We start from the raw sequence: 14688 nt of genomic DNA, 5'->3' as shown, positions 1-14688 counted from the left end.
GGGGTCTCGGGATGTCAGGCGTTTCAGCGCGTGTCTGGCGCGGGGTGCGCGTCAGCGTCGCGACATGTACATGTCGAGCGCCTTGTGCAGCAGCTTGTTGAGCGGGAAGTCCCACTCACCGAGGTACTCGGCCGCCTGCCCACCGGTGCCGACCTTGAACTGGATCAGGCCGAACAGGTGGTCGTTCTCGTCCAGGGAGTCGCTGATGCCGCGCAGGTCGTACACGCTCGCACCCAGGGCGTAGGCGTCCTGGAGCATCCGCCACTGCATCGCGTTGGAGGGCCGCACCTCGCGCTTGTGGTTGGCCGAGGCGCCGTAGGAGTACCAGACGTGGCCGCCGACGACGAGCATGGTGGCGGCCGAGATGCGCTCGCCCTCGTGCTCGGCGAAGTACAGCCGCATCCGCTGCGGGTCCTCGGCGTTCAGGACGTTCCACATCCGCTGGAAGTACGCCTTGGGGCGGGGCCGGAACTTGTCGCGCTCGGCCGTGATCTCGTACAGCCGCTGCCACTCGTCCAGGTCGTACGGGTTGGCCATGTTGCCCTGGACCACCTGTACGCCGGCCTTGTCGGCCTTCTTGATGTTGCGGCGCCACAGCTGGTTGAAGCTCTTGTGCACGTCCTCCAGGGAGCGGCCCTCCAGCGGGACCTGGAAGACATAGCGCGGCTGTACGTCGCCGAAGCCCGCGCCGCCGTCCTCACCCTGCTGCCAGCCCATCTTGCGCAGCTTGTCGGCGACCTCGAAGGCGCGCGGCTCGATATGGGTGGCCTCGATGTCCCGCAGCCGCTTGACGTCCTGGTCCTGGATGCCCTTCTTGATGGCAGCCGCGTCCCAGCGCCGGATCACCACGGGCGGGCCCATCTTCACGGAGAAGGCACCCTGCTTCTTGAGGTGGTCGAGCATCGGGCGCAGCCACTCGTCCAGGTTGGGCGCGTACCAGTTGATGACCGGGCCCTCGGGCAGGTAGGCGAGGTAGCGCTTGACCTTCGGCAGCTGCCGGTAGAGCACCAGTCCGGCCCCCACCATCTGACCCGTGCGCTCGTCGAACCAGCCCAGGTTCTCCGCGCGCCACTCGTTCTTGACGTCCGCCCAGGCGGGCACCTGACAGTGGCTTGCCGACGGCAGGCTCTGGATATACGCCAGATGCTGCTCTCGGCTGACGGTCCTCAGGGTCAGGCTCATGGCGGGACGCTCCTCCGGCGAACTGACTGATGCTCGCCGGAAGCCTACTGTGCCCCGCAACGCCCCGTTCGGCCCAGGGGCAGGCCCGGTGAGGCGGTTTCGCGCCCCGCCCCCCGGGCTGTCGTGGTGGCCGCGTTACGGCACGAGACCGCCGTGCGCCACACCCAGATAGAAGCCGACCGCCGCGGCACCGAGCCCGATGATCGTGACGAAGCGTTCACCCGTGGTCGCCGAGATGTACTGGCCCCAGGCTCCGGTGAGGATCCCGGCCAGGCCCGTCCACGAGCCGAGTACATGCAGCCCCGGCCACCACGCGGAGATCACGGCGACCAGCCCCAGCAGCATGGTGACGGCCGCGAAGGAGTTCTCCACGGGATGCCGCTTGCCGTCGGAGTTCAGGTAGGAGAGAGGATGGTTCCAGCGCACTGCCTGTGCCATATACGGCACCTCCCGACACAGCTCCTGACAGTGTGACGCGGCCCTGACGGGTGACACGGCCCCTGACGGAGCGCGACGCGAACTGTAACGCCGCTCACATCTGTGGTGTCCAGATTGCTCCGGGTTGCCCCCGGATTTCAACCGGAAGGCCGCAGCCAGGTAGGCTGGCCCGTCTGCGCCCCTATGGGTGCGGAAACGCATCACGACCCTCCTGCCACGGAACGACCGTGGCCGCTGAGTCCAGAGGAGGTGGGTTCCACATGCGTCACTACGAGGTGATGGTCATCCTCGACCCCGATCTGGAGGAGCGCGCTGTCTCCCCCCTGATCGAGAGCTTCCTTTCCGTCGTCCGCGAGGGCGACGGCAAGGTCGAGAAGGTCGACACCTGGGGCCGTCGTCGTCTCTCCTACGAGATCAACAAGAAGCCCGAGGGCATCTACTCGGTCATCGACCTGCAGGCCGAGCCCGCTGTGGTCAAGGAGCTCGACCGGCAGATGAACCTCAACGAGTCCGTGCTGCGGACCAAGGTCCTCCGCCCGTCGACCCACTGAGGCCGACTCCCGAGTAGCCCCCGACACCGGGCACCACGCACCACAGCTCCACCGAGCACCACCAGGCACCACAGCAGCCAGCAGCACGCCGAGAGGTTCACCCATGGCAGGCGAGACCGTCATCACGGTCGTCGGCAATCTCGTCGACGACCCCGAGCTGCGCTTCACCCCCTCCGGTGCGGCGGTCGCGAAGTTCCGCGTCGCGTCCACCCCCCGCACCTTCGACCGGCAGACCAACGAGTGGAAGGACGGCGAGAGCCTGTTCCTGACCTGCTCGGTCTGGCGGCAGGCGGCGGAGAACGTCGCCGAGTCCCTCACCAAGGGCACCCGCGTCATCGTGCAGGGCCGCCTCAAGCAGCGCTCGTACGAGGACCGTGAGGGGATCAAGCGCACGGTCTACGAGCTGGACGTCGACGAGGTCGGCGCCAGCCTCCGCAACGCCACGGCCAAGGTCACCAAGACCACGGGCCGCGGCGGTCAGGGCGGCGGCTTCGGCGGTGGCGGCGGCCAGGGCGGCGCCTGGGGCAGTGCCCCTGGTGGACCTGGCGGTCCTGGCGGTCCTGGCGGCCAGCAGGGCGGCGGCGCCCCCGCGGGCGACCCGTGGGCCACGGGCGCTCCGGCCGGTGGCGGCCAGGGCGGCGGTGGCGGCTGGGGCGGTGGCCCCGGCGGCAACGGTGGCGGCTACTCGGACGAGCCACCCTTCTGAGCAAAACTCATAGGAGTAGAGACATGGCGAAGCCGCCTGCTCGCAAGCCGAAGAAGAAGGTTTGCGTGTTCTGCAAGGAGAAGATCTCCTACGTCGACTACAAGGACACGAACCTGCTGCGGAAGTTCATCTCCGACCGCGGCAAGATCCGTGCCCGCCGGGTCACCGGCAACTGCACCCAGCACCAGCGCGACGTCGCCACGGCTGTCAAGAACAGCCGTGAGATGGCGCTGCTGCCCTACACCTCGACCGCGCGCTAAGGGAAGGGTGACCACATCATGAAGATCATCCTGACCAATGAGGTCTCCGGCCTCGGTGCCGCCGGCGATGTCGTCGAGGTGAAGGACGGCTACGCCCGCAACTACCTGGTTCCGCGCGGTTTCGCGATCCGCTGGACCAAGGGCGGCGAGAAGGACGTCGAGCAGATCCGCCGCGCCCGCAAGATCCGCGAGATCGCGACGATCGAGCAGGCCAACGAGGTCAAGTCGCAGCTCGAGGGCCTGCGCGTCGGCCTCAAGGTGCGGGCCGGGGAGCAGGGCCGGTTGTTCGGCTCGGTCACCCCGGCGGACATCGCCGAGGCCATCAAGGCCTCCGGCGGTCCCGACGTGGACAAGCGCCGCATCGAGGTGGGCTCGCCCATCAAGTCGCTCGGCGCCCACCAGGTCGCCGTGCGGCTGCACGCCGATGTGACCGCCACGGTCGACGTCGACGTCGCGGCCGGCTGACACCGCGCTCGGCCTGACGCCGACGCGTTCGGTCCACGCCGACGAAGCTCGGTCCAACGCCGACGAGAGGGCGCACCCCGCACGGGGTGCGCCCTCTCGCGTGTGCCGTGCTCGCGTGTGCCGTGCTCGCGTGGGTGTTGCCGTGTCGCGCGGTGCGGGGAAGCCGCCCTGCTCAGGCCCGCACCGCGCCCGTCACCGCCCACCGTCCCGAGCGGGCCCGCAGGGCGAGGGTCACCAGCCGGGTGCCCATCATCAGCCCGGCGATGGTCCACCACAGCGCCGTGAGCCCGCCCCCCAGCGCCGGCACCGCCACGGCCACCGGCGCGAAGGCCGCCAGCGTCACCAGCATGGCGCCCGCCAGATAGGGCCCGTCCCCGGCTCCCATCAGCACGCCGTCGAGCACGAACACCACCCCGGCGATGGGCTGGGTGACGGCGACGACCAGCAGCACCGGCGTCAACTGGTCGATCACGGATTGGTCCGTGGTGAAGATCGGCATGAACAGCGGCCGTACCAGTGCGACCAGTGCCCCCAGCACCGCCCCGGACACCACGCCCCACAGCACCATCCTGCGGCACGCCGCCTTCGCCCCCGCCACGTCGGAGGCGCCGAGGTAGCGGCCGATGATGGCCTGCCCCGCGATGGCGATGGCGTCCAGGGCGAAGGCCAGCAGCGACCACAGGGTCAGGGTGATCTGATGGGCCGCGATGTCGGCGTCCCCCAACCGGGCCGCGACCGCCGTGGCGATCATCAGCACGGCGCGCAGCGAGAGCGTACGGACCAGCAGCGGCACTCCGGCCCGTCCGCTGGCGCGGATTCCGGCGAGGTCGGGCCGCAAGGTGGCGCCGTGCCGTCGCGCTGCCCGGACCACGACGGTCAGATAGACGGCAGCCATGCCCCACTGGGCGAGCACCGTTCCCCAGGCGGAGCCCGCGATACCGAGTCCGGCGCCGTAGACGAGCAGCGCGTTGAGCGCGGCGTTGGCGCTGAAGCCGCCGACGGCGACGTACAGCGGGGTCTTGGTGTCCTGGAGCCCGCGCAGCACACCGGTCGCGGCGAGGACGACGAGCATGGCGGGGATGCCGAGCGCGCTGATCCGCAGATAGGTGGTGCCGTACGGGGCGGCGGTCGCGGAGGCACCGAACGCGTCGATGAGCCAGGGCGCTGTCGGCACCACAGTGGCGATGACCAGGGCGCCGAGGATGAGCGCGAGCCAGATGCCGTCCAGTCCTTGGCGGAGTGCGGCGGGCAGATCTCCGGCACCGAGCCGGCGGGCGACGGCGGCGGTGGTGGCGTAGGCGAGGAAGACGAAGATGTTGACGCCGGTCTGGAGGAGCGCCGCGGCGACGCCGAGTCCGGCGAGCTGGGGAGTGCCGAGATGCCCGACGATGGCGCTGTCGGCCATCACGAAGAGGGGTTCCGCGACGAGCGCGCCGAAGGCGGGGAGGGCGAGCGCGATGATCTCACGGTCGTGGCGTCGCACGGCGGTGCGCCCGGTCGGGGAAGCGGGGTTCATAGGTTCGATCCAAACATCCACAGGTAATGAGCGCAAGGGTGCTATGACGCTTACTTGACCGTGTACGCGGCAGGCTTGAACACCCTGGGTGATCCTCCCGGGGAGAGAGTGGAGAAGTTTTTTCCCCGCACAGCTCATGGACGGTAAAGCTGCAGTTCAGATGCGCAGTGGGTGGAGGGCGCAGCAGTAATCCACAGCGCTGTCCCCCGACTCGTGCACAGCTTTCGGCGGCTTCTCCACAGGTTGGCACCGACTGTCCACACCACCCTGTGGATAAGGTGATTGGCTGAACCGTGCGGGCCGCCTACGGTGTACCAGCGTCCGTCCTCCCGTTCCCCCTTCTTCACCGTCGCACCGACGCGCCGTAACCAGGGCCGGGCGGCTCGATTGCCAGCGTTTGTCAGTGCTGTGCCGTAAGACTGTGGCGTACGACGGGACCTGTTGGGAGGACCGGTGGGAGGAGGCGAGGCGGGGTGACACAGCAGCCCGAACACGTGGAAGACCCCTGGGCCGCCGACCTCGCCGCCGAGGAAGGATTCCCGGTCGCGGCGCAGGCGCCCCAGCGCCGCAACGGCTCCGGCAACGGGCGTGGCAACGGATACGGCAACGGCTCCCGCAGCGGCCCCGGCCCCGGCGGTGACCGCTCCGCACCGGCCCTCCCCGAGCAGCACGAGCGCGGCCCCGAGGGCCCCGCCGGCGGCTTCGAACGCGTCCCCCCGCAGGACCTGGAGGCGGAGAAGTCCGTCCTCGGCGGCATGCTGCTGTCCAAGGACGCGATTGCCGACGTCGTCGAGGTCCTCAAGGGCAACGACTTCTACCGGCCCGCGCACGAGACGGTCTACCAGGCCATCCTCGACCTCTACGCCAAGGGCGAGCCCGCCGACCCCATCACCGTCACCGCCGAGCTGACCCGCCGCGGTGAGATCGCCCGCGTCGGTGGCCCCGGGTACGTCCAGTCACTCGTCCAGGCCGTTCCCACGGCCGCCAACGCCGAGTACTACGCGGAGATCGTCCACGAGCGGGCCATCCTCCGCAGGCTGGTCGAGGCGGGCACCCGCATCACTCAAATGGGTTATGCGGCCGACGGCGACGTGGACGACATCGTCAACGGCGCCCAGGCGGAGATCTACGCCGTCACCGAGCAGCGCACCTCCGAGGACTACCTCCCGCTCGGCGACATCATGGAGGGCGCCCTCGACGAGATCGAGGCCATCGGCTCCCGCAGCGGCCAGATGACCGGTGTCCCCACCGGCTTCACCGACCTCGACTCGCTCACCAACGGGCTGCACCCCGGCCAGATGATCGTCATCGCGGCGCGCCCTGCCATGGGCAAATCGACCCTGGCCCTCGATTTCGCCCGCGCCTGCTCCATCAAACACGCCATGCCCAGCGTCATCTTCTCGCTGGAGATGGGCCGCAACGAGATCGCGATGCGGCTGCTGTCCGCCGAGGCCAGAGTGGCCCTGCACCATATGCGGTCCGGTTCCATGACGGACGAGGACTGGACGCGGCTGGCCCGCCAGATGCCGCAGGTCACCGACGCGCCGCTGTACATCGACGACTCGCCCAACCTGTCGATGATGGAGATCCGCGCCAAGTGCCGCCGCCTCAAGCAGCGGAACGATCTCCAGTTGATCGTCATCGACTATCTCCAGCTGATGCAGACGGGCGGCTCCCGCCGCCCCGAGAGCCGCCAGCAGGAGGTCTCGGAGATGTCCCGTAACCTCAAGCTCCTCGCCAAGGAGCTCGAGGTCCCCGTCATCGCCCTCTCCCAGCTCAACCGCGGCCCCGAACAGCGCACGGACAAGAAGCCGATGGTGTCCGACCTGCGCGAGTCAGGCTGCCTCACGGCTTCCACCCGGGTGCTGCGCGCCGACACCGGCGCGGAGGTGACGATGGGCGAGCTGCTGGAAAGCGGCGAACGGAACATTCCCGTCTGGTCCGTGGACGAGCAGCTGCTTCTCGTACCCAGGACGATGACGCATGTCTTCCCCAGCGGGGTGAAGGAGGTCTTCCGGCTGAAGCTGGCCTCCGGCCGGGAGATCGAGGCCACCGCCAACCATCCGTTCCTCACGTACGACGGGTGGAAGCCGCTGGGCGAGCTGCCGGTGGGCGCTCGGCTGGCGGTCCCGCGCAGGCTCGAGGCCCCGCAGCGAACCGCGCCCTGGCCGGAGGCGGAGATCGTCATGTTGGCCCATCTGCTGGGCGACGGATGCGTGGCGCCACGCCAGCCGGTGCACTACACGAGCAACGACGAGGCGAACCTGAACGCCGTCGAGGACGCCGCGGCGCACTTCGGAATCACGCCGCGGCGGGTGAGCCAGGGAAGCTGGTGGCACGTCTACCTGCCGTCGCCGCATCACCTGACGCACGGTCGCCGTAACCCTGTGGCGGCGTGGCTGGACGGCATGGGGCTGTACGGCAAGCGGGCCCACGAGAAGTTCGTCCCGCCCGAGGTCTTCGGGCTGCCGGACGCGCAGGTGCGGCTGTTCCTCCGTCACTTGTGGGCGACGGACGGTTCGGTCACCGTCTCGGCGGCTTCGGGGGCCGTGCGGATCTACTACGCAACGACCAGTGAGCGTCTTGCCCGGGATCTCCAGCATCTGCTGCTGAGGACCGACATCCGGGCCAGAGTTCGGGCTGTCGGCAACGACAGGGGCCATCCGCAGTGGACGGTCGACGTTTCAGGCGTGGAGGATCAGAAGCGCTTCCTCGAAGAGATCGGCGTTCACGGTGCGCGGGCCAAACACGTTGTCGCAGCAGATGAGCGGCTGCGCGAGGTGAAGGCGAACACCAACCTCGACACCGTGCCGCGCGACATCGGGGACACCGTTCGCACGGTGCTGCGGGAGCAATCGGTCACGACGCGAGCGTTCCAGGCCGCTCTGGGTACGAAGTACTGCGGCAGCGCCCTGTACGAGTCTGCTCCGAGCCGGGCGCGGCTCTCCCGGGTGGCAGACGTTCTCTCGGACGCCGGGCTGGAGATGCTCGCCACCAGCGATGTGTTCTGGGACGAGGTCGTTTCCATCGAAAGTGTCGGAGAGCAAGAGGTCTACGACGCCACGGTTCTCGGCACCCACAATTTCGTCGCCAACGGAATCCATGTCCACAACTCCATCGAGCAGGACGCCGACATGGTGATCCTGCTGCACCGTGAGGACGCCTACGAGAAGGAGTCCCCCCGCGCCGGCGAGGCGGACCTGATCGTCGCCAAGCACCGCAACGGCCCCACCGCCACCATCACGGTCGCCTTCCAGGGCCACTACTCCCGCTTCGTGGACATGGCGCAGACGTAGACCGGTGGACTGTAGGTGCTCTGCCTCCGTGTCATGGCGATGGCACTCCTGGCACCCACCGGAGAAGCTCAGTTCAGGGGCATCACCCGATCAGGTGGCGTTCCTGAACCGCGCCCCCGCGGTGCGTGCTCGATCTCGACTCTCCTCGTGTCGGGCTGAGTGGCCGACAGGGGCTGGACCACGGACACCACGTCGTCCAAGCCGTCCGCGCCACGAAGCACGCAATCGGAGCCCGCGACTCCCCATTGCGCCCTCAGCGATGAGGGGCTGTGCGGCTTTCCAGCCGTGGCGGGGCTCGGCATAGTGCCCTCATGACTGTCGGGTTCAGCGGGGAAGTGGCCGAGTACTACGCGAAGTTCCGGCGGGGCTATCCCGAGCAAGTGCTCGACTTCGTCCAGGAGTACTTCTCCCTGACACCGGAAGACAGCGTCCTGGACCTCGGATGCGGTACAGGGCAGCTCGCCCTCCCGCTCGCCCCCCGAGTCCGATCAGTGATCGGCATGGACCCCGAGCCGGACATGCTTCGCCTCGCTCATGAAGCGGCGAGCCGGCGTGATGTCCGCAACGCCATCTGGGTGCTCGGTGCCGACACCGACGTCCCAGCTCTCGGAACACTGCTGGGCCACGAGCCCTCCCTGGCGATGACCGTCGTCGGGCAGGCTCTCCACTGGATGCGGCACGACGAACTCTTCCGGGACCTGCTCCCCCTGTTCCGCGCAGGCGGAGGCATCGCCGTGATCGCTAACGGGACACCGCTATGGCTGCAGGACACCGCCTGGTCCCGTGCCCTGCGCAGCTGCCTGGAACAGCACTTCGAGACCGAACTGACCGCATCCTGCGGGACTGCCGGTCAGGACCGGATCCGGTATGCACAGGCCCTCGGAGACGCCGGCTTTTCCGACGTACGGAGCGAGACGGTCTCCTACACCGAGGAGCTGACCTTTCAGCAGGTCATCGGCGGTCTCTACTCCGCCATCCCCGCGGAGCAACTCCCGGGGGCCGAGCAGCGGCCGGCGTTCGAGGACGACATCCGGAAGGCATTGCCGCACGAGGAGCCGTTCCCCGAGCAGGTCCAGGTCTCCGTACTCGTCGGCCGGACCGCCTGACTGGGCGCACGCCGTCCCCGATCGAGGGAATGACACGCTGCTGAGGCAGAAGCCGAGCGACAAGAGCTGAGCTCCCAGCTCATGGGATACCACCGCGCACCCAGAAGGAGACGGCATCTCCGTCCGGAGAGCCGCGTCATGAATAGGGGATATCCAACCGGTTGTGCGGAGCGGCATTTTCTGCCCTCAACCAGGGGCCGCTACGGTCCGATTTTATGGAGCAGATATTTCCGACGGCCGAGAAAATGGCGGCTGCCTTGCGCGCCGGTGAAGTGACCTCGGCAGAACTGACCGACGAGGCGATTGCCCGTATCGAGCGGGACGACAAGGCGATCAACGCTGTCTGTGTGCCGGACTTCGACCGTGCACGGGCCGCCGCGCGCCGCGCCGACCAGGCGCGTGCTCATGGCGAGGACAGGCCGCTGCTCGGCATTCGGTAACGGTGAAAGAGTCGTACAACATCGCGGGAATGCCCACGACTTGGGGCCTGCCGCAATACCGGGATCACGTGCCGGCCGAGGACGCGGTACAGGTCTCGCGGCTCAAGGCCGCGGGCGCGGTGGTGCTCGGCAAAACCAATGTGCCCTCGGGGCTGCAAGATATCCAAAGCTTCAACGAGATCTACGGCACCACCAACAATCCGTGGGAGCGCGCTCGCACGCCGGGCGGATCCTCCGGCGGATCAGCGGCGGCCCTGGCGTCCGGATTCTGCGCGCTGTCCATCGGCTCCGACCTCGCCGGTTCGCTGCGCACCCCCGCGCATTTCTGCGGCATCTATGCGCACAAGCCGACACTCGGACTGGCGGCAACCCGCGGCATGGTGGCGCCTCCGGCACCGCCATTGCCGGTCGAATTCGACCTCGCCGTCGTCGGCCCGATGGCGCGCAGTGCCCGCGACCTCACGCTCCTGCTCGACGTCATGGCCGGACCGGACCCGCTGACGCTCGGTGTGGCGCACGACCTGACGCTGCCGCCCGCGCGTCACGAGCGGCTCGGCGACTTCCGGGTCCTGGTCGTCGACGAGCATCCGCTGATTCCGACCGGGTCCGCTGTGCGGGCGGGCGTGAACCGGGTGGCCGACGCGCTTGTCGACGGTGGCGCCCACGTCGACCGGCACAGTCCGCTGCTGCCCGATCCGACCGAAGCCGCGACGCTCTACGGGGCATGGGGCCCACTACGAGCGAGCGGGAAGACCCCGTCATTCGGTGACGGGCAGGCACTCGGTGAGCAGGTCGACGATGTCGCGCCAGGCTCGCTGCGCGTGCTGCGGGTGGTGGCCGACGCCTGGGAGTACGGTCTGGTCGACCGGTGGGTGGTGGAAGGCGTGCAGGGCCCCGCCGTAGACCACGAGGCGCCAGTCGACGCCCGCGGCCTGCATCTCGGCGGCGAAGGCGTCCCGTTGCGCGGGCGGCATGATGGGGTCCTCGGACCCGACCCCGGCCCATACGGGGCAGCGGATGCGCGCCGCCTCACCCGGTCGGCCCGTGGTCAGTGCGTTGACCGTCCCGATGACCCGCAGGTCGACGCCGTCGCGGCCGAGTTCCAGCGCGACCGCGCCCCCCGTGCCGTAGCCGATGGCGCCGATCCGGTCGGGGTCGGTCCGCGGTTCGGCACGCAGCACGTCGAGTGCCGCGTGGCCGATGTCCCGCATCCGGTCGGGATCGGCGAGCAGCGGGGTCACGCGTGCCAGCATCTCCTGCGGGTCGGTGAACCAGCGCCCGCCGTGGAGGTCGAAGGCCAACGCCACGTAACCCAGTTCGGCGAGGGCGTCAGCCCGGCGGCGCTGGAAGTCGTTCAGGCCCGGCCCCTCGGGCCCGATCAGGACCGCGGGCCGGCGGCCCGCACCGGCGGGGAGTGCGAGGTGCCCCTTCATCGTCAGGCCGTCGGCCGGGTAGGTGACCGTGCGCGTGGTGATCGTCGTCATGGGATCGGACTGTAGTGAGCGGCGGGTCCGGTCGGACCGGTCTTCACCGTCGGCGGAAAGTCTTCACCGTCGGCGGAACAGCGCAGGCGGGAACCGCCGATTCCGCGGGCGCAGTCGGTGCCCCCCTGGCACGCGCGTGCGCCCCCGCCCGCGCGTGCGCCCGGCCACCCGGCCCGCCCGCGGGTTCCACCCGGCTCCCCGCCCCCCCCGGGCTAGACGGCCGTGAAGCCGCCGTCGGCGGCGACCACGGCTCCGGTGACGAAGCCGGCGCGTGGTGAGACCAGGAAGCACAGGACCTCGGCGATCTCTTCGGGCTGTGCCACGCGGCCCAGTGGCTGCGCGTCCGCGAAGGACGCCAGATACGCGCGGCTGTCGGAGCGGATCGTGTCGAGGAAGTCGGTCTCGACGACGCCTGCGGCAACGATGTTGGCGCGGATGCCCAGTGGTCCGCCCTCGACGGCGAGCACCTTGGTCAGCTGGGCCAGAGCGCCCTTCGACGCGCTGTAGGCGGCGCCTTCGGGAAGGGCGACGGTGCAGGTGTAGGAGCCGGTGCTGACGATGGCTCCGCCGCCGCGGGCCCGCATGGCCCGGAAGGCTTCGCGGGCGCAGAAGAAGGAGCCGCGGGCGTTGACTGCCAGCACGGCGTCCCAGTCCTCGGCGGTGGTCTCGGTGACGGGCTTGTTCAGGGTGCGTCCGGCGTTGTTCACCAGGATGTCCAGTCCGCCGAATTCGTCGACCGCTGACCGCACCGCGCGGGTGGCGGTCTCTTCCTGGGTGATGTCCCCTCTCATCGCGAGGACGCCGGGTATCTCGTGTGGCAGGTCTTCGATGTCGGGGCGCAGGTCGACGGCGACGACGCGGGCGCCGCGGGCGGTCAGGAGAGCCACCGTCTCCTTGCCCACGCCGCGCGCGGCCCCGGTGACGAGGGCGACTCTTCCGGCGAACTCGGCGGTTTCAGTGGACGGCGAGGTGGCAGCGGATGTCATGGTCATGGCGTACTTCCTGGGGGAGGGGAGCACCGGCGCTCGGATGCCGCCGAGCGGGTCGGTGCGGGGGTCGGTGCGGCGGGCGCGGCGCTCCGATGTGGCGGTGCGGCAGGGCGGTGCGGCCGTCGCGGCGGGCGTGGTGGGTGTCGTACGACCGGCTGCTCGCTCAGTGCGCGGTGAGCCCGCCGTCGACCACGAGCTCGGAGCCGGTGACGAAGGAGGAGTCGTCGCAGGCGAGGAAGAGGATCGCGGGCGCGATCTCGTCGGCGCGGCCGGCCCGGCGCATGGGGGTACGACGGATGTCCGGCTGCTGGTCGCCCTGGTCATCCAGGATCTCCTGGATCATCGGCGTGGCGATCACCCCGGGATGCACCGAGTTGACCCGCACTCCCTGCCGGGCGTACTCGACCGCGGCGGTCTTGCTCAACAGGCGCACCGCGCCCTTGGACGCCTGGTAGGCCGCGGCCGCGCCGCTTCCCACCAGGCCGAGCACCGACGACGTGTTGATCACCGAAGCGTCGCCGCTCGCGCGCAGAAGCGGCATCGCCGCCTTCATGCCGAGCCAGGTGCCCTTCTGGTTCACGTCGATGACGCGGTCCCAGGCCTCCTCCCGGGTGTCCTCGATGCCCGGCCAGTCCACGATGCCGGCGAGGTTCACCAGGATGTCCAGCGCTCCGAACCGGTCGCGGACGAGAGCGATCACCTCCTCCCACTCCCGCGCGGAGGAGACATCGAGGCGGGCGGTGACGACCTGCGCGCTCGGGCACCCGGGTGCCTCGATCCGATCCGCCAGCTCCCGCAGGGGGGCTTCGGCGACATCGGTCAGCACGATCCGGGCGCCTTCTCGGGCGAAGAGCTCGGCGGTCGCGGTGCCGAGGCCCCCGGTCGCACCGGTGATCAGCGCGACCTTGCCGGCGAGTCGTTGTCCTGTCATGGAAGGGTTCTCGTTTCTCGTTTCTCGTTGCTGCTGGCTGCTGCTGGCTGCCGTTGACTGCCGTTGACTGCTGCGTCACGGCGACTTGTGCTCCCGGTGGAGTACGAGGTGCTCGTGGCAGAGCTGCGCCGTGCGCCGCGGGCTTCGTCGTAGCGGCCGTCCGGCAGCAGCTCTGGGTGCACCTCCCAGGCCTCCAAGGGCCTGGGGGAGGATGTGACCGTCCGCGGTCACCCACATCCCGACCACGTCGACGGGGTCGTCTCCCTCTGCGGTCCCGGCCATGGCGGACTCCTCTCCCGACCGGTGCGGTCCTGTCCGGCTCCGAACGAGTCTGCGCAGGTCGGCGGCGAGCGACCAGGACGTGTGCTGCCTGGGTGCGACACACCCCGGCAGCACCTCGGGCCGACGCCTAGCCTGAACGCATGGACGACAACCACCTGGGAGACTTCCTGCGCGCCCGCCGCTCCGGTCTACGGCCGGAGGAGGTCGGCATGGTGAGCTACGGGGCCCGCAGGGTCGCCGGGCTGCGCCGCGAGGAGGTCGCCGTCCTGGCCGGGGTGAACGCCGACTACTACACCCGTCTGGAACAGGGCCGCGAGCGCAACCCCTCATCCCAGGTGCTCGAAGCCCTCAGCAGCGCACTGCACCTCGACGCGGACGCCCGGGCGCATCTGTTCCGGCTGGCCGGGACCGTGCCGAGCGACCGCAGCGTCGAGCGCGCCGCCGAGCGGGTCGCTCCCGCGCTGCGCCAGTTGCTGGACGGCTATCCGCACACCCCGGCGTTCGTCATGAGCCGGACCCTGGACATCCTCGCCGCCAATGCGCTGGCCGACGCCCTCTACGCGCCGTTCGAGCCGGCGGACAACCTGGCCCGGATGACCTTCCTCGACCCGGCGGGCCGCCACTTCTACGCGGACTGGGACCGGGCGGCCCGGGCGGCCGTCGCCAATCTGCGCCAGGCGGCGGGCTTCGACCCGGACAACCCACGGTTGCGCGAACTCGTCCACACCCTGACCGAGCACAGCGCGGACTTCACCCGCCTGTGGAACGCCCACACCGTGCGCGGCAAGACGCAGGAGGCCAAGCAACTCCTCCACCCGGACGTCGGCCCTCTCACCCTCACCTACCAGGCATTCGACGTACGCGACGCCCCGGGCCAGCAGTTGGTCATCTACCACGCCGAACCGGGCGGCCCCAGCGCCGAGGCCCTCCACCTCCTCGGCTCCGTCCACGCCACCCGGCGGCAGGCCGACCCCTGGCCCCGCCGCGGCTGAGGCGGCGTACCCGGCGCATCCGGCATGCCCGGTACCGTCGGCGTGCCGGG

At 69.8% G+C, this 14688-nt stretch carries 14 protein-coding genes and 1 pseudogene; 8 read left to right on the top strand and 7 right to left on the bottom strand.

Translation table 11 applies throughout. The features are described from left to right. Positions 1-51 precede the first annotated feature (51 nt). A complete protein-coding gene (locus KBY19_RS00825) occupies positions 52-1182 on the bottom strand; it encodes a peptidoglycan bridge formation glycyltransferase FemA/FemB family protein (RefSeq protein ID WP_099882774.1) in 1131 nt (376 codons plus the stop codon). A 135-nt stretch (positions 1183-1317) separates the two neighbouring features. Further along, complete coding sequence (locus tag KBY19_RS00820) at positions 1318-1620, bottom strand: hypothetical protein (RefSeq protein ID WP_099882772.1); 303 nt, start codon at positions 1618-1620, stop codon at positions 1318-1320. A 260-nt stretch (positions 1621-1880) separates the two neighbouring features. Between KBY19_RS00820 and rpsF the strand changes: the two genes are divergently transcribed. The 4 genes from rpsF (at position 1881) to rplI (ending at position 3602) form a co-directional block, all read left to right on the top strand. Further along, the gene (rpsF, locus tag KBY19_RS00815; RefSeq protein ID WP_185017594.1) at positions 1881-2171 is read left to right on the top strand and encodes a 30S ribosomal protein S6; all 291 of its coding nucleotides are present in this window, start codon (positions 1881-1883) and stop codon (positions 2169-2171) included. Between the two features lie 103 nt (positions 2172-2274). Then, positions 2275-2877: a single-stranded DNA-binding protein gene (locus tag KBY19_RS00810; protein WP_185017593.1), complete on the top strand. Its 603-nt coding sequence runs from the start codon at positions 2275-2277 to the stop codon at positions 2875-2877. Positions 2878-2900: 23 nt separating this feature from the next. Then, positions 2901-3137 carry a 30S ribosomal protein S18 gene (gene rpsR, locus KBY19_RS00805; RefSeq protein ID WP_003978893.1) on the top strand — a complete coding sequence of 79 codons (237 nt, stop codon included), beginning with the start codon at positions 2901-2903 and terminating at the stop codon, positions 3135-3137. Between the two features lie 18 nt (positions 3138-3155). Beyond that, entirely contained in the window at positions 3156-3602 is a 447-nt protein-coding gene (rplI, locus tag KBY19_RS00800; protein ID WP_099882770.1) for a 50S ribosomal protein L9, read from the top strand. Between the two features lie 172 nt (positions 3603-3774). On the opposite strand, the gene KBY19_RS00795 is transcribed toward rplI, so the two are convergent. Then, positions 3775-5118 carry an MATE family efflux transporter gene (locus KBY19_RS00795; RefSeq protein ID WP_185017592.1) on the bottom strand — a complete coding sequence of 448 codons (1344 nt, stop codon included), beginning with the start codon at positions 5116-5118 and terminating at the stop codon, positions 3775-3777. 473 nt (positions 5119-5591) lie between these two features. Here KBY19_RS00795 and KBY19_RS00790 point away from each other — a divergent pair, with 473 nt between their 5' ends. The 3 genes and pseudogenes from KBY19_RS00790 to KBY19_RS00780 all read left to right on the top strand — a co-directional run. After that, a complete protein-coding gene (locus KBY19_RS00790) occupies positions 5592-8414 on the top strand; it encodes a replicative DNA helicase (RefSeq protein WP_180289696.1) in 2823 nt (940 codons plus the stop codon). A gap of 311 nt (positions 8415-8725) precedes the next feature. Further along, on the top strand, positions 8726-9520 hold the full coding sequence (locus KBY19_RS00785) for a class I SAM-dependent methyltransferase (protein WP_185017591.1): 795 nt from the start codon (positions 8726-8728) through the stop codon (positions 9518-9520). A gap of 215 nt (positions 9521-9735) precedes the next feature. After that, a pseudogene (locus tag KBY19_RS00780) lies at positions 9736-10679 on the top strand (amidase); the annotation flags it as partial. 39 nt (positions 10680-10718) lie between these two features. Here the strand turns inward: KBY19_RS00780 and KBY19_RS00775 are convergent. The 4 genes from KBY19_RS00775 to KBY19_RS36115 all read right to left on the bottom strand — a co-directional run bounded on the left by KBY19_RS00775 (position 10719) and on the right by KBY19_RS36115 (position 13546). Beyond that, complete coding sequence (locus KBY19_RS00775; protein WP_099882761.1) at positions 10719-11444, bottom strand: dienelactone hydrolase family protein; 726 nt, start codon at positions 11442-11444, stop codon at positions 10719-10721. Positions 11445-11656: 212 nt separating this feature from the next. Continuing rightward, positions 11657-12430: an SDR family NAD(P)-dependent oxidoreductase gene (locus KBY19_RS00770; protein WP_099886639.1), complete on the bottom strand. Its 774-nt coding sequence runs from the start codon at positions 12428-12430 to the stop codon at positions 11657-11659. A gap of 166 nt (positions 12431-12596) precedes the next feature. Further along, the gene (locus KBY19_RS00765) at positions 12597-13364 is read right to left on the bottom strand and encodes an SDR family NAD(P)-dependent oxidoreductase (RefSeq protein ID WP_099882759.1); all 768 of its coding nucleotides are present in this window, start codon (positions 13362-13364) and stop codon (positions 12597-12599) included. After that, positions 13361-13546 (bottom strand): Atu4866 domain-containing protein, encoded by a 186-nt coding sequence (locus tag KBY19_RS36115; protein WP_307843413.1) that lies wholly within the window; start codon positions 13544-13546, stop codon positions 13361-13363. Before KBY19_RS36115 ends, KBY19_RS00765 begins: the two co-directional genes overlap by 4 nt. A gap of 240 nt (positions 13547-13786) precedes the next feature. On the opposite strand from KBY19_RS36115, the gene KBY19_RS00755 reads away from it, so the two are divergent. Next, positions 13787-14638: a helix-turn-helix domain-containing protein gene (locus KBY19_RS00755; RefSeq protein WP_099882758.1), complete on the top strand. Its 852-nt coding sequence runs from the start codon at positions 13787-13789 to the stop codon at positions 14636-14638. Positions 14639-14688: the final 50 nt, after the last annotated feature.

The organism is Streptomyces sp. B15, from assembly GCF_018070605.1.
GTDB lineage: Bacteria > Actinomycetota > Actinomycetes > Streptomycetales > Streptomycetaceae > Streptomyces > Streptomyces smyrnaeus.
The sequence above is the reverse complement of the archived record's forward strand: the minus strand, read 5'-3'. Positions and strand labels throughout refer to the sequence as shown.

Coding starts and splice junctions, on each gene's coding strand:
- rplI (WP_099882770.1), top strand. CDS start 3,156: ATGAAGATCATCCTGACCAATGAGGTCTCCGGCCTCGGTGCCGCCGGC.
- KBY19_RS00825 (WP_099882774.1), bottom strand. CDS start 1,182: ATGAGCCTGACCCTGAGGACCGTCAGCCGAGAGCAGCATCTGGCGTAT.
- rpsF (WP_185017594.1), top strand. CDS start 1,881: ATGCGTCACTACGAGGTGATGGTCATCCTCGACCCCGATCTGGAGGAG.
- KBY19_RS00755 (WP_099882758.1), top strand. CDS start 13,787: ATGGACGACAACCACCTGGGAGACTTCCTGCGCGCCCGCCGCTCCGGT.
- KBY19_RS00785 (WP_185017591.1), top strand. CDS start 8,726: ATGACTGTCGGGTTCAGCGGGGAAGTGGCCGAGTACTACGCGAAGTTC.
- KBY19_RS00795 (WP_185017592.1), bottom strand. CDS start 5,118: ATGAACCCCGCTTCCCCGACCGGGCGCACCGCCGTGCGACGCCACGAC.
- KBY19_RS00770 (WP_099886639.1), bottom strand. CDS start 12,430: ATGACATCCGCTGCCACCTCGCCGTCCACTGAAACCGCCGAGTTCGCC.
- KBY19_RS00775 (WP_099882761.1), bottom strand. CDS start 11,444: ATGACGACGATCACCACGCGCACGGTCACCTACCCGGCCGACGGCCTG.
- KBY19_RS00765 (WP_099882759.1), bottom strand. CDS start 13,364: ATGACAGGACAACGACTCGCCGGCAAGGTCGCGCTGATCACCGGTGCG.
- rpsR (WP_003978893.1), top strand. CDS start 2,901: ATGGCGAAGCCGCCTGCTCGCAAGCCGAAGAAGAAGGTTTGCGTGTTC.
- KBY19_RS00810 (WP_185017593.1), top strand. CDS start 2,275: ATGGCAGGCGAGACCGTCATCACGGTCGTCGGCAATCTCGTCGACGAC.
- KBY19_RS00820 (WP_099882772.1), bottom strand. CDS start 1,620: ATGGCACAGGCAGTGCGCTGGAACCATCCTCTCTCCTACCTGAACTCC.